The organism is Pseudomonas sp. TUM25319 (genome assembly GCF_056388475.1).
The window spans coordinates 6,548,793-6,562,048 of the sequence record NZ_CM150751.1 but is presented as its reverse complement, the minus strand read 5'-3'; the positions used below and the strand labels follow the sequence as shown (position 1 = coordinate 6,562,048).

Here is a 13,256-nt window from a genome sequence, read left to right as displayed (position 1 = left end):
ACTTCAGGCAACCGATTCTGGAAGCCTTTCCGCCCTGGAGCAAGCCATGCAAGACCTCGATCCCGTCGAAACCCAGGAATGGCTGGACGCCCTGGAGTCGGTCCTCGACAAAGAAGGCGAAGACCGCGCTCACTACCTGATGACCCGTATGGGCGAGCTGGCAACCCGCAGTGGTTCGCAGCTGCCGTACGCAATCACCACGCCATACCGCAACACCATTCCCGTTACCCACGAAGCACGCATGCCTGGCGACCTGTTCATGGAACGCCGCATTCGCTCGCTGGTACGCTGGAACGCGCTGGCCATGGTAATGCGCACCAACCTGAAGGACTCGGATCTGGGCGGCCACATTTCTTCCTTCGCCTCCAGCGCCACCCTGTATGACATCGGCTTCAACTACTTCTTCCAGGCTCCGACCGAAGAACACGGCGGCGACCTGATCTTCTTCCAGGGCCACGCCTCGCCTGGCGTCTACGCCCGCGCCTTCATGGAAGGCCGCATCACCGAAGACCAGATGAACAACTTCCGTCAGGAAGTCGATGGCAACGGTCTGTCGTCCTACCCGCACCCATGGCTGATGCCTGATTTCTGGCAGTTCCCGACCGTTTCCATGGGTCTGGGTCCGATCCAGGCGATCTACCAGGCGCGCTTCATGAAGTACCTGGAAGCTCGCGGCTACATCCCGGCCGGCAAGCAGAAAGTCTGGTGCTACATGGGCGACGGCGAGTGCGACGAGCCGGAATCCCTGGGCGCGATCGCCCTGGCCGGCCGCGAGAAGCTGGACAACCTGATCTTCGTCATCAACTGCAACCTGCAGCGCCTCGACGGCCCGGTTCGCGGCAACGGCAAGATCATCCAGGAACTCGAAGGCGTGTTCCGTGGCGGTGGCTGGAACGTCAACAAAGTGGTCTGGGGCCGCTTCTGGGATCCACTGCTGGCCAAGGACACCGACGGTATCCTGCAGCGCCGCATGGACGAAGTCATCGACGGCGAGTACCAGAACTACAAGGCCAAGGACGGCGCGTTCGTCCGTGAGCACTTCTTCAACACCCCAGAGCTCAAGGCCATGGTCGCCGACCTGTCCGACGACGAGATCTGGAAGCTCAACCGTGGCGGCCACGACCCGTACAAGGTCTACGCGGCGTACCACCAGGCGGTCAACCACAAGGACCAGCCTACCGTCATCCTGGCCAAGACCATCAAGGGCTACGGCACCGGTGCTGGCGAAGCCAAGAACACCGCGCACAACACCAAGAAGGTCGACGTCGACAGCCTGCGTCACTTCCGTGACCGCTTCGACATCCCGGTCAAGGACGAAGACCTGGAAAACCTGCCGTTCTTCAAACCGGAAGAAGGCAGCGCCGAAGCTCGCTACCTGGCCGAGCGTCGCGCCGCACTGGGCGGTTTCGTGCCACAGCGTCGCGCCAAGTCGTTCAGCATCCCGACTCCGCCACTGGAAACCCTGAAGGCGATCCTGGACGGTTCGGGCGACCGCGAAATCTCCACCACCATGGCCTTCGTGCGGATTCTCGCGCAACTGGTCAAGGACAAGGAAATCGGCCAGCGCATCGTTCCGATCATCCCGGACGAAGCCCGTACCTTCGGTATGGAAGGCATGTTCCGCCAGCTGGGCATCTACTCGTCCGTCGGCCAGCTCTACGAGCCAGTCGATAAAGACCAGGTGATGTTCTACCGCGAAGACAAGAAGGGCCAGATCCTCGAGGAAGGTATCAACGAAGCGGGCGCCATGTCCTCCTTCATTGCTGCCGGTACGTCGTACAGCTGCCACAACCAGCCGATGCTGCCGTTCTACATCTTCTACTCGATGTTCGGCTTCCAGCGTATCGGCGACCTGGCCTGGGCTGCCGGCGACAGCCGTACCCGCGGCTTCCTGATCGGCGGTACCGCCGGCCGTACCACCCTCAACGGTGAAGGCCTGCAGCACGAAGACGGCCACAGCCACATGATGGCTGGCACCATCCCGAACTGCCGCACCTACGATCCGACCTACGGCTACGAGTTGGCGGTGATCATCCAGGACGGCATGAAGAAGATGACCGAAGAGCAACAGGACGTCTTCTACTACATCACCGTGATGAACGAGTCCTACCAGCAGCCAGCCATGCCGGCCGGTGTCGAGGACGGCATCATCAAGGGCATGTACCTGCTGGAAGAAGACACCCGCGACGCCGCGCACCACGTACAGCTGATGGGCTCCGGCACCATCCTGCGTGAAGTCCGCGAAGCTGCGAAGATCCTGCGTGAAGAGTTCAACATCGGTGCCGACGTCTGGTCCGTCACCAGCTTCAACGAACTGCGTCGTGACGGCCTGGCCGTCGAGCGCGCCAACCGCCTGAAGCCTGGCCAGAAGCCACAGCAGACTTACGTCGAGCAGTGCCTGAGCGGCCGTAAAGGTCCGGTCATCGCCTCTACCGACTACATGAAGCTGTTCGCCGAGCAGATCCGTCAGTGGGTTCCGAGCAAAGAGTTCAAAGTCCTGGGTACCGATGGCTACGGTCGCAGCGACAGCCGCAAGAAGCTGCGTCACTTCTTCGAAGTCGACCGTCACTTCGTTGTGCTGGCTGCCCTGGAAGCCCTGGCTGACCGTGGCGAGATCGAACCGAAAGTGGTGGCTGACGCCATCGTCAAGTTCGGCATCGACCCGGACAAGCGCAACCCACTGGACTGCTGAGGAGTATTTTTAAGTGAGCGAACTCATTCGCGTACCTGACATCGGCAGCGGTGAAGGTGAAATCATCGAGCTGTTCGTCAAGGTCGGTGACCGTATCGAGGCCGACCAGAGCCTGCTGACCCTGGAGTCCGACAAGGCTTCCATGGAGATTCCCGCGCCGAAGGCCGGTGTGATCAAGGCGCTGAAGGTCAAGCTGGGCGACCGCCTGAAAGAAGGCGACGAGCTGCTGGAACTGGAAGTCGAGGGTGCCGCTGCCGCGGCCCCCGAGGCACCTGCTGCTGCGCCGGCCGCTGCACCTGCTCCGGCTGCCGCACCTGCCGCCGAAGCTGCCCCAGCTCCGGCCGCTGCGCCGGCGGCTGCCAGCGTCCAGGACATCCACGTTCCGGATATCGGTTCGTCCGGCAAGGCCAAGATCATCGAAGTGCTGGTCAAGGTGGGTGACACCGTCGAAGTCGACCAGTCGCTGATCACCCTGGAGTCCGACAAGGCCTCCATGGAGATCCCGGCGCCGGCTGCTGGCGTGGTCGAAGCCGTGATCGCGAAACTGGACGACGAAGTCGGCACCGGTGACCTGATCCTGAAACTGAAAGTAGCGGGCGCTGCGCCTGCTGCTGCTCCAGCGCCCGCCGCCGCTCCGGCCCCGGCTGCTGCACCGGCCGCTGCGCCAGCACCTGCTGCTGCCGCGCCAGCCGCTGCGCCAGTCGCCGCTGCTCCGGCTGCTGCCCCTGCGCCAAGCGGTGCGAAGGTTCACGCTGGCCCGGCTGTTCGCCAGCTGGCCCGGGAGTTCGGTGTCGAGCTGAGCGCTGTCGCGCCGACCGGCCCGCACGGCCGCGTGCTGAAAGAAGACGTGCAGGTCTACGTCAAGGCCATGATGCAGAAGGCCAAGGAAGCGCCAGCCGCTGGCGGCGCAACCGGTGGTGCGGGCATCCCGCCGATCCCGGCCGTGGACTTCAGCAAGTTCGGTGAAGTCGAAGAAGTCGCCATGACCCGTCTGATGCAGGTCGGCGCTGCCAACCTGCACCGCAGCTGGCTGAACGTGCCGCACGTGACTCAGTTCGATTCGGCTGACATCACCGAGCTGGAAGCCTTCCGCGTTGCGCAGAAAGCCGTGGCCGAGAAGGCCGGCGTCAAGCTGACCGTGCTGCCGCTGCTGCTCAAGGCTTGTGCCCACCTGCTCAAGGAACTGCCGGACTTCAACAGTTCGCTGGCACCAAGCGGCAAGGCCGTCATCCGCAAGAAGTACGTGCACATCGGCTTCGCCGTGGACACCCCGGATGGTCTGCTGGTCCCGGTCATCAAGAACGTCGACCAGAAGAGCCTGCTGCAACTGGCTGGCGAAGCGGCGGCCCTGGCTGAAAAAGCCCGGACCAAGAAGCTGTCGGCCGACGAGATGCAGGGCGCCTGCTTCACCATCTCCAGCCTCGGCCACATTGGCGGCACCGGCTTCACGCCGATCGTCAACGCGCCGGAAGTGGCGATCCTTGGTGTTTCCAAGGCCACCATCCAGCCAGTCTGGGACGGCAAGGCCTTCCAGCCGAAGCTGATGCTGCCACTGTCGCTGTCCTACGATCACCGTGTGATCAACGGTGCAGCCGCTGCACGCTTCACCAAGCGTCTGAGCGACCTGCTGGGCGACATCCGCACCATCCTGCTGTAACTGCTGTTCAGCCTGTCTTCCTCTGCCGGGGAAGACAGGCCTCCCTTTCGAGCTGCCACGCTCGTACCTCAACCCCGTCATTTGGCGGGGCTTTTTTTTGGGTTTTTCTGGGGGATGGTGCTGGTTTTTGTAAGCATATCCGTTATTTTCGGCGACGTTGCCGGCCCGTTCCGCCCTTACGGCGGCTTACTTTGTTCTTGGACAAAGTAAGCAAAGCCGCTGGCTCCCACATACGGCCCTACGCTTCGCTCCGGGTCCCCTCGCTCCGGTGTCCTCCAGGGGCAACGCGGCCTACGACTTGCTTCGCCAAGTCTACGACTCGCGCTCTTCGGCTACGCCGAAGGGTGCTTCGCACCCGCCCCCTCCGAACACCTCCACTCGGCCTCCTGAAGTCGCAGGTTACGGGCGGCGCTCTCAAGAACGCATCTTCGAAATTCAGATCTGATTTTGATAGGCGCCCCAAAGAGCCGGAGCTTTGCTCTGGCTTTTGCTCTTCATGCGCGTCAGTCCAGACGCCGCCAATTGCGACTTCAGTAGGCCGAGTGGAGGCGCCTGTAGGGGCAGGTGCGCAGCACCCTTCGGCGTAGCCGAAGAGCGCGAGTCGTAGACTTGGCGAAGCAAGTCGTAGGCCGCGCGTGCCCCGGAAGGTGCCGGAGGGAGGGGACCCGTAGCGAAGCGTAGGGCCGGATGTGGGAGCGGGCGGTTTTGCTTACTTTTGACAAGACAAAAGTAAGCCGCCGCAAGGGCGGAACGTGCCGTCAACGTCGCCTAAAATTCAGGATAATCACACAAAGCAGGCACCTAAAACGACCGCTCCCCCCCCTAAAAAAATCCCTCAGCGCGTCGTCCTCCAGGAATGATCAGCCCCGATCCTGACCACATCCCGCAGCGGGCAGGTCATCTTCACCAGCCGCTTGATCGACCGAATCAACGGCTCGGGAATCAGCACCGACGACCCCAGCAGCCTCGACACGGTCCTGACCCGCACCAGCGCCGGCGAATGTTCGGCCAGCACATCGTTGAGCATTCCCGGCCCGGTCACATGGGAAATCCGCTTCATGTAGTCGCCGAAGCGCTGGTCACCGCTCCCCTGGAACACCGGACGCGGTTCGCTGAAGAGGTCCGGCGCCGCCAGCCAGCGCTCGTGGCTTCTGGCGGAAATCGCATCGAGCAGCGGGTTTCCGGCATGGCTGCCAAAGCAACTGGTGTTGAAACCGATATCGAGCCCAAGAACGCTGTTGCTGACGGGCTCGTTGAGCAGCAGTTCTCCGGGAGCAACCCGCAGGCCAGCGTTGGCCCAGGCTTCGGTCAGGGTATCGTCGACATCCAGGTACAGGCCGCCGTGGTAGTTGATCACCGGATAGCGCAGCACATCGGAGGCCGCGGAGTAGTTGCGGGCGACGCCGCCGTTGCCCTCGACCGCTGCGCGGTACTGGGCGAAGTACGGGGTCTGCCGGAAGTGCTGGTAGAACGGCGAAGTCTCCAGCTCGACCACCTTGACGGTGGGCGCATCCTTGGCCAGCGCCGCCTGGTTGTGGGCGAAGACCTCGCTGCGGGTGGAACGGGCGCCATACTGGCCGCGCAGGGTCAGGTAGACATCGTTCCAGCGCGAATAGTCCTGGCCCACCGCTTCGCCGGCGGAATCCAGCAGGACCACGCCCCTGGCGTCGGTGACATAGATGCGATGGTTGACCTCGGTCTTGGACAGACCCCAGATATCGGCGTTGGGCCGGCGCTGACCGTAGGCCTGGAGCAGTTGTGGCAGGTCGCTCTGGGCGAGGGTGCCGGCCTTGACCTGGCTGCGCAGGATTTCCGCCAGCAGGTTGGCGGTGTCCACCAGGGTTTCTTCGGTGGACTGGCGCACCGCCGGGCGCACCTGTTCGCGTACGGTGTTGAGCACGAAATACGCGGTCAGCCCGACGAACAGGAAGTACACCAGGAAGATGCGCAGGCCCAGGCGCATCAGCTGTGCGCCGGGTTGTAGCTGTAGCCTAGGCCGCGGTGGGTCTGGATCGGCTCGGCGTCGGCGGCCACCAGGCGCAGCTTGGCGCGCAGGCTCTTGATATGGCTGTCGATGGTGCGCTCGTAGCCGGCATCGGCGGTTACGCCCACGGCGTCCAGCAGTTGCTCGCGGCTGAAGACCCGCTGCGGCTGCTCCAGCAGGCATTGCAGCAGGCGGAATTCATGGCGGGTGAGGCTTAGTGGCTGTTCGCGGTAGTGGATCTGCATGCGCAGGGCGTCGACGCTGAACGGCGTATTGGCCGGGATGCCCTGGGGCGCAGCGGCGGGCGCCATGCGCTTGAGAATGGCGCGGACCCGCGCGGCCACTTCCCGCGGGCTGAACGGTTTGACCACGTAGTCGTCAGCGCCGATTTCCAGGCCCACCACGCGGTCGATCTCGCCGTCGCGGGCACTGAGGAACATCACCGGCACTTCGCTGAAGCGGCGCAATTGCTTGCAGGTTTCGAAGCCGCTGATGTCCGGCAGGCCGATATCGAGGATCACCAGGTCCGCCGGCTGCTGGCGCTGGCGCTCCAGGGCGGCCTGGCCAAGGCTCACCCACTCGGTACTGTGACCGTCGCCCTGCAGGGCGAAGATCAGGGTGTCGGCGATGGCGGCTTCGTCTTCAACGATCAGGATCCGGGACATAAGGCAGTGGCAAGCGGCAAGTGGAAAGCTGCAAGTGTAAAGCGATCTGCTTCGACGTGCCGCTTGTCGCTTGAAGCTCGTGACTGCGGCATCAGCAGTCCGGTTTGCCAGCGGTGAAGCGCCGTGCCGGGTTCACGGCGGCATTGAATTCACGCAAGGCCTTGGCGCCGATCAGCAGCGGGTAGTTGAAGCTGCTGCGGTCGGTGAGGTTGACCTCGACAGTGCGCTTGACGTCGCCCAGGCAGAGTTCGAGATCGACCACAGGTCGGTGTGCCACTTCGGTGGCACCTTCCTCGTCTTCTTCGTCGGCGCGGTTCTTGATCTTGCTGATACGCGCGATCTTGTGCTCGAAGACCTTGTCGTCGGCATCCTTGGTGGCCAGGCGGAAGCGCACCCAGTCTTCACCATCACGCTTGAAGGTCTCGATATCCCGCGCCGACAGCGAGGCGGTGAGGGCGCCGGTGTCCATCTTGGCTTTGAGGGTCTGGCCGATCTCCGGCACGCCGATGTATTCGTAGCGGCCATAGAGGTCGGGTTCGGCGGCCATGACGGGCAACGCCAGCAGGCCGAGCAGGGCGATCAGTGGTTTCAATGCAGTAACTTCCTTGGAACGGGACGACAGTTAGACTGCCGTGGTGCTTGAGGTTCAGCAAGCAAGGTTAATGAACACAATGTGAAACATTTGTCCGGGACAGTCGGCGGGTGGCGTTTGGTGTTCCGAACGTGGCTGCTTAGAATGGCCGACTGTTTTCCCACAATAAGAGTGGACTTATGCGTCGCCTGCTCACCGGCAGTTTCGTCACCCTGTTGCTGTTGCTCAACACCCTGGTCCTGATCGGGCCGCTGATGGTTTTCGCCCTGCTGAAGCTGGTCCTGACCGGCCGCTACCGTGACTACGCTTCCCGGGCGGTGATGTGGTTCGCCGAGACCTGGGCCGAGATCGACAAGATCATCTTCGCCCTGTGCATCCCCACCCGCTGGGATGTGCGCGGCAATGCCAACCTGCGCCTCGACACCTCCTACCTGTGCGTCAGCAACCACCAGACCTGGGTGGATATCCCGGCACTGATCCAGGTGCTCAACCGCAAGATCCCGTTCTTCAAGTTCTTCCTGAAAAAGGAACTGATCTGGGTGCCGCTGCTGGGGCTGGCCTGGTGGGCGCTGGATTACCCGTTCATGAAGCGCTACAGCAAGGCTTTCCTCGACAAGAACCCGCACCTCAAGGGCCAGGACCTGGCAATCACCAAGGCCGCCTGCGAGCTGTTCAAGCGCCAGCCGGTGACAGTGGTCAACTACCTGGAAGGCACCCGCTTCACCGAGGCCAAACGCCAGGCCCAGCAATCGCCGTACAGGCATCTGCTCAAGCCCAAGGCGGGCGGCGTGGCCTTTGTGCTGGCGGCGCTGGGCGAGCAACTGGATGCGCTGCTCGACGTGACCATCGTCTACCCCGGCGACAAGGCGCCGGGCTTCTGGGATCTGGTGAGCGGATCGATTCCGCGGGTGATCGTCGATATCCAGGTCCGCGAGCTGGACCCGGCGCTGTGGGCCGGTGACTACGAGTCCGACCCGGCGGTGCGCCAGGCCGTGCAGGACTGGGTCAACCAGCTGTGGCGCGAGAAGGACGAACGCATCGAGCGCCTGCGCGCCGAATTAAACTGACGGGCCGGTTGCCGGCGCCAGCGGGGCGACTGCGCCGTTGCCCCAGATACCGGCGAGGTTCTGCAGCAGCGACCCGGCCACACCCTGCTGGCCCAGGTACTGCAGAATCAGCGGAGCGAAACGGGCGATCATGCCGTCCTGCAGACCGAGCGCGGTGAACGCATTGCTCAGGTCATCCTGGTTCTTCACTTCACCGCCCAGGGCGTTGCTCAGGGCGGACCCTTCACCGCTCTTGCCGAGCAGATCCCCCAGACCCGCCAGCCCGCCGAGGGCGTTCTCGCCGGAGAGGAAATCCAGCCCCGGCACCGCCTTGCTCAATTGCGCGTAATCGCCGCTGCTGAGCTGATTGCGGGCCAGCCCCAGCAGGGCGCCGGTGCCGCCGATGGCCTGTTCCGGGGTGATCTTCAATTCGCTGCCCAGGGTGTTGAGCAGATTGGCCGAGGCCTCCGGTGCCTGTACGGCGGCCTCGCCCGACTTGCCTTGCATGGCCGAGACGGCGTTGGCGGCGTCATTGAGGTTGAAAGCGAAGGCCGAAGTGGCGGCCAGGGTCACCAGGGTGACCAGCGCGAAACGTTTCATGGAAAAACCTCGTCAGCCGTAAAGGCAGGGAAAACGAGGTGTTGGAGTGGATTGGCGGGGGAATGTTCCGCGATGCCACGGTATTGCGACGAGGGGCCCGAAGCGCGGAGTGTCCGACCACCCCGTAGGAGCGTGATAGTGCCTATCTGAAGAAACCGCGGAACCCGTACCAGGCCGGCAACCCCAGCCCGACCCAGGCCAGCACATCCCACCCGCCATCGCCCAGCAGCGCGGCAAACAGCCCTGCCGCACCAAGCACGCCGATCAGCAGCGGCATGCCGAACACCTTCAGGTTCATCGCGCACCCTCCGCCGCAGTGCGCCGGCGCACCCACCATAGGTACAGGCCGCTGCCCAGCACGATGAGGGTCAGCACATCCAGTGCCGCCCACAGGATCTGCATCGGCCGGCCGCCGTAGTCGCCGAAATGCAGGGGCGCCGACAGGCCCATGGCGTCCATGTACCAGGGCCGCTCACCCACGGCGGTGACCTGCAGGTTGCTGGCGTCGATCAGTACCGGCGTGAGCAGATGGGAGGTCAGGTGCGTACTGCCTTTCATGAACACGGTGTAGTGATGCTCGCTGGAAAAACGCGTGCCGGGGAAGGCGATGAAGTCTGGCTGCATGCCTGGCGCTGCGTCGGCAGCGATATCCAGCACCCGGCTGACCGGCGCCAGTTGGGTCAATGGCGGTGCATCGCGATACGGCGCCACCATCGCTGCCAGACTCTCGTTGCGCCAGGCAGCGATCACCAGGTCCGACAACGCGCTGATCACCCCGGTGACGCCCACCACCAGTGCCCAGGTCAGGGTGACGATGCCGATCAGGTTGTGCAGGTCGAGCCAGCGCAGCCGTCGCGACTTGTCGTGGCGCACCGTGGCGAAGTCCAGCCGGCGCATGAACGGTGCATAGAGCACCACGCCGGAGATGATCGCCAGCACGAACAGCACGCCCATGAACGCCAGCAGCAGCTTGCCGGGCAGACCGGCGAACATGTCCACATGCAGGCGCAGCATGACCATCATGAAACCGCCGTTGGCCGACGGCATTTCCACCGCCTCGCCGGTCCGGGCGTCGAGCATGAAGGTGTGCGACGAGTTCGGCTCGGTGCCGGCGGTGGCGGCCATGATGGCCACCACGCCGTTGCTGTCGTCCTCGTCCCAGCCGAAGTACTGCATGACCTCGCCCGGCCGGTGGGCCTCGGCTTTCAGCACAAGCTGCGCGAGGTCCAGCTTCGGGGTGTCGGCGGGCATTGCCTTCAGCTCGGGTGCGTCGCCCAGCAGGTGGTCGATTTCGTGGTGGAAGATCAGCGGCAGGCCGGTGACGGCGAGCAACAGCAGGAACAGGGTGCTGATCAGGCTGGTCCAGGTGTGGATCGCGGACCAGCGGCGGATGGTCTTGGCTTTCATTCGGCAAACCGTCGGTGGTGAAACAGAACAGGTCTGTGCCTGTTTGAATGGGCGGGCCTTCAGTGAGGGCCCATCGCTGGCAAGCCAGCTCCCGCAGGTACTGTAAGCACCGTACCTGTGGGAGCTGGCTTGCCAGCGATCGGGGCCGCAGCGGCCCCGGAAGGGATCAGAACTCCATCTGCGCCGAGAACTGCACGGTACGCGGATCGCCCAGGTAGAAGCTGTTCAGCCAGTACTCCTTGTTGGCCAGGTTGGCGACGTTGACCCGGAAGGTCACGTCGTTCTCGCCCACATGGGTCTTGTAGCGTGCGCCGGCATCGAAGGTGGTGAACGACGGCAGGCTGGTGTGGTTGGCTTCGTCGGTGTACTGCTTGCCGGTGTAGTAGGCACCACCGGTCAGCGCCACGCCAGGCAGTGCGTCCAGTTCGTACTCGGCATAGACCTTGGCCAGCTGCTTGGCGACGTTGGTCGGGGCGTTGCCTTCGTTGGCGGCCACGGACGTCTTCTTCACCTTCGGATCCAGCAGGGTGACACCACCGACCACGGTCAGCTCGGGCATGACCTTGCCGGTCACACTGAACTCCATGCCGTTGTTTTCCTGGCGACCATCCTGGGTGTAGAAGCCCAGGCTGTTCTTGTAGTTGTTCGGCTTGTCGATGTTGAAGAACGCCAGGGTGAACAGGGTTTCGCCCACGGTCGCCTTGGCACCGATCTCATACTGCTCGCTGACCTGCGGCGCGAGGATCTGACCGGCGTTGAGGCCGTCGCTCGGCACGGTGCCGCCAGACTGCAGACCCTCGATGTAGGTGGCGTAGGTGGTCAGCCATGGCACGGGCTTGTAGATGATCGAGATGTTTGGCGACGTCTTGCTCTTGTTGTACCTGGTCTCGGTCTCCGGCGTGCCGAAGGCCTTGGCGTAGACGAACTCGTTGGCGTAGCTCTTGATCTGGCTCCGGGTCACGCCAAGGATGGTCGACCACTGCTCGTTGAAGGTGATGATGTCGCCGAGCAGGAAATTGTTGGTCTCCGAGCTGTTGGCCAGGCGCTGATCGCCGTGGCCGATGGACCAGCCCGGCTTGCCGACCTGGGGTTGCTCGGTGATCGGCAGCGTGCCGACCGGCGACTGGTACTGCCAGCCCGGATACGGAATGTGGTCTTCGTACTGCTTCACCCGGCTGGTGTTGCCCTGGTAACCGACGGTGAGCTTGTGATCCAGCGGGCCGGTGGCGAAGGCGGCGTCGAGGAACAGCGAGCCGGACTTCTCTTCGGTTTCGATCGGGGCGAAGGCGTAGATCGGCTGGCTGTAGGTGTTGGTGGCGGTGACGGTCGGGCCGGTGTAGGTGAACTCGTCGGTGTACTGCTGCGCCGCAAAGGCCGCACGCAGGGTGAAGGTGTCATTCAGGCGCCAGTTGGCGCGCACGCCGGCCTTGTCGGTCTCGTTGTCGGAGAACGACCACTTCTGGCTGTACAGCTTGTCGTTCTTCAGCGACGACGCATCGGGCCGCTCGACGCCGGGATAGACATACCAGTAGCTGCTCAGACCGCGAACCTGATTCTTGCGATGGGAGGCATCGAACTGGATCTGCAGGTCATCGTTGACGTTCCAGTCCAGCGCGGCGCTGATCATCTCGCGACGGTGCTTCTGCAGGTCGATGGCGGTCTCGCCGTCCTGGGCCAGCACGTTCAGGCGGTAGGCGAATACGCCGGCGTCATCGATCTTGCCGCCGAAGTCGCCGTGCAGGTAGTAGTTCTCGCCGCCGGCATTGCCGAGGGTGACGCTGTTGTAGCGCTCGTAGGTCGGTCGCTTGAGCACGTAGTTCACCAGGCCGCCGGGCGTGGCCGGGCCGTACAGGAAACCGGTGAGGCCGGTGATGATTTCCAGTTGCTCGGTGTCTTCGATGAAGTTGCCGGCATCGGCACCGTTGGTGAAGCGCAGGCCGTCGTTGGCGATGTTCATGTTGCCCGAGCCGCTGAAGCCGCGGATGGCCACCGCGCTGGCGTAGCCGGCGGCGCGCGGGCCGTACAGCTGGGTAGCCGGGTTGCGCTTGAACACGTCGTCGAGGCTGGTGGTCTGGGTGTTCTTCAGGAATTCCTGGGAGACCACGCTCATGGAGTAGGGCGTGTCCTGCAGCTTCATGCCGCCGAGGGCACCGACGTTCTTCACGTTCTCGACCCGATAGCCGGCCTCCGCGCTGCCTTCGACGGCGGCGAGGCGGGCGTTGATGTCCGTGTTGGGCAGGGCGACGGCGTTTTCTTCCACGGCCACCAGGCTGTAGGTGCCGGCCGCGCTCTGTTCCAGTTGCAGACCCGTTCCGCGCAGCGCCTGTTGCAGGGCGCCGACGGCGTCGTACTGGCCGCTGACCGGTGCCGAGGTGCGACCGCTGGCCAGGGCCGGGTCGAGGGCCAGGGCAATGCCGGCCTGGCTGGCGATCTGGTTCAGGGTGGTGGCCAGCGGCGCGGCGGGCAGGTTGTAGCTGCGCAGGCCGGCCTGTTCGGCGGCGATCAGGTGGGTGCTGGCCAAGGGGGCGGCGATGGCGATGGCCACGGCCAGCAGGCTTGGACGCAGGAAGCTTTCGATTGAGCGGGTCATGCGAGTCCTCGACGGGATTTGTG

General features: G+C 63.8%; 9 protein-coding genes and 2 pseudogenes. 3 read left to right on the top strand and 8 right to left on the bottom strand.

The features are described from left to right. The first annotated feature begins 46 nt into the window (after nt 1-46). Together aceE and aceF are read left to right on the top strand one after the other, a co-directional pair. Nucleotides 47-2,692, top strand: a complete 2,646-nt coding sequence (gene aceE / locus AC05QJ_RS29795) for a pyruvate dehydrogenase (acetyl-transferring), homodimeric type (RefSeq protein WP_476744744.1) — start codon at nt 47-49, stop codon at nt 2,690-2,692. A 13-nt stretch (nt 2,693-2,705) separates the two neighbouring features. After that, a complete protein-coding gene (gene aceF, locus AC05QJ_RS29790) occupies nt 2,706-4,349 on the top strand; it encodes a dihydrolipoyllysine-residue acetyltransferase (protein ID WP_476744743.1) in 1,644 nt (547 codons plus the stop codon). Nucleotides 4,350-5,184: 835 nt separating this feature from the next. Here the strand turns inward: aceF and AC05QJ_RS29785 are convergent. The 4 genes and pseudogenes from AC05QJ_RS29785 to rloA2 form a co-directional block, all read right to left on the bottom strand. Beyond that, nucleotides 5,185-5,874, bottom strand: a pseudogene (locus AC05QJ_RS29785) (glycosyltransferase); the annotation flags it as partial. A 21-nt stretch (nt 5,875-5,895) separates the two neighbouring features. Continuing rightward, nucleotides 5,896-6,312: pseudogene (locus AC05QJ_RS29780) on the bottom strand (two-component system sensor histidine kinase CreC); the annotation flags it as partial. After that, nucleotides 6,312-6,998, bottom strand: coding sequence for a two-component system response regulator CreB (gene creB / locus AC05QJ_RS29775; RefSeq protein WP_476744742.1), 687 nt, complete (start codon nt 6,996-6,998; stop codon nt 6,312-6,314). The pseudogene AC05QJ_RS29780 and the gene creB, both read right to left, overlap by 1 nt. 91 nt (nt 6,999-7,089) lie before the next feature. Next, nucleotides 7,090-7,590 carry a retropepsin-like aspartic peptidase RloA2 gene (gene rloA2 / locus AC05QJ_RS29770; RefSeq protein WP_476744741.1) on the bottom strand — a complete coding sequence of 167 codons (501 nt, stop codon included), beginning with the start codon at nt 7,588-7,590 and terminating at the stop codon, nt 7,090-7,092. A gap of 179 nt (nt 7,591-7,769) precedes the next feature. Between rloA2 and AC05QJ_RS29765 the strand changes: the two genes are divergently transcribed. Continuing rightward, nucleotides 7,770-8,657, top strand: coding sequence for an acyltransferase (locus AC05QJ_RS29765; RefSeq protein WP_476744740.1), 888 nt, complete (start codon nt 7,770-7,772; stop codon nt 8,655-8,657). On the opposite strand, the gene AC05QJ_RS29760 is transcribed toward AC05QJ_RS29765, so the two are convergent. The 4 genes from AC05QJ_RS29760 to AC05QJ_RS29745 all read right to left on the bottom strand — a co-directional run bounded on the left by AC05QJ_RS29760 (nt 8,649) and on the right by AC05QJ_RS29745 (nt 13,233). Then, nucleotides 8,649-9,236, bottom strand: coding sequence for a DUF2780 domain-containing protein (locus AC05QJ_RS29760; protein WP_476744739.1), 588 nt, complete (start codon nt 9,234-9,236; stop codon nt 8,649-8,651). The two genes, AC05QJ_RS29765 and AC05QJ_RS29760, sit on opposite strands and share 9 nt — an antisense overlap. A gap of 142 nt (nt 9,237-9,378) precedes the next feature. After that, the gene (locus AC05QJ_RS29755; RefSeq protein WP_476744738.1) at nt 9,379-9,534 is read right to left on the bottom strand and encodes a hypothetical protein; all 156 of its coding nucleotides are present in this window, start codon (nt 9,532-9,534) and stop codon (nt 9,379-9,381) included. Then, the gene (locus AC05QJ_RS29750; RefSeq protein WP_476744737.1) at nt 9,531-10,643 is read right to left on the bottom strand and encodes a PepSY-associated TM helix domain-containing protein; all 1,113 of its coding nucleotides are present in this window, start codon (nt 10,641-10,643) and stop codon (nt 9,531-9,533) included. Before AC05QJ_RS29750 ends, AC05QJ_RS29755 begins: the two co-directional genes overlap by 4 nt. A 166-nt stretch (nt 10,644-10,809) precedes the next feature. Beyond that, nucleotides 10,810-13,233 (bottom strand): TonB-dependent siderophore receptor, encoded by a 2,424-nt coding sequence (locus AC05QJ_RS29745; protein ID WP_476744736.1) that lies wholly within the window; start codon nt 13,231-13,233, stop codon nt 10,810-10,812. Nucleotides 13,234-13,256 lie beyond the last annotated feature (23 nt).

What these genes read in the sequence shown, in the direction of transcription:
- aceE (WP_476744744.1), top strand. Translation starts at nt 47, where the DNA reads ATGCAAGACCTCGATCCCGTCGAAACCCAGGAATGGCTGGACGCCCTG.
- creB (WP_476744742.1), bottom strand. Translation starts at nt 6,998, where the DNA reads ATGTCCCGGATCCTGATCGTTGAAGACGAAGCCGCCATCGCCGACACC.
- AC05QJ_RS29765 (WP_476744740.1), top strand. Translation starts at nt 7,770, where the DNA reads ATGCGTCGCCTGCTCACCGGCAGTTTCGTCACCCTGTTGCTGTTGCTC.
- AC05QJ_RS29760 (WP_476744739.1), bottom strand. Translation starts at nt 9,236, where the DNA reads ATGAAACGTTTCGCGCTGGTCACCCTGGTGACCCTGGCCGCCACTTCG.
- AC05QJ_RS29755 (WP_476744738.1), bottom strand. Translation starts at nt 9,534, where the DNA reads ATGAACCTGAAGGTGTTCGGCATGCCGCTGCTGATCGGCGTGCTTGGT.
- AC05QJ_RS29750 (WP_476744737.1), bottom strand. Translation starts at nt 10,643, where the DNA reads ATGAAAGCCAAGACCATCCGCCGCTGGTCCGCGATCCACACCTGGACC.
- AC05QJ_RS29745 (WP_476744736.1), bottom strand. Translation starts at nt 13,233, where the DNA reads ATGACCCGCTCAATCGAAAGCTTCCTGCGTCCAAGCCTGCTGGCCGTG.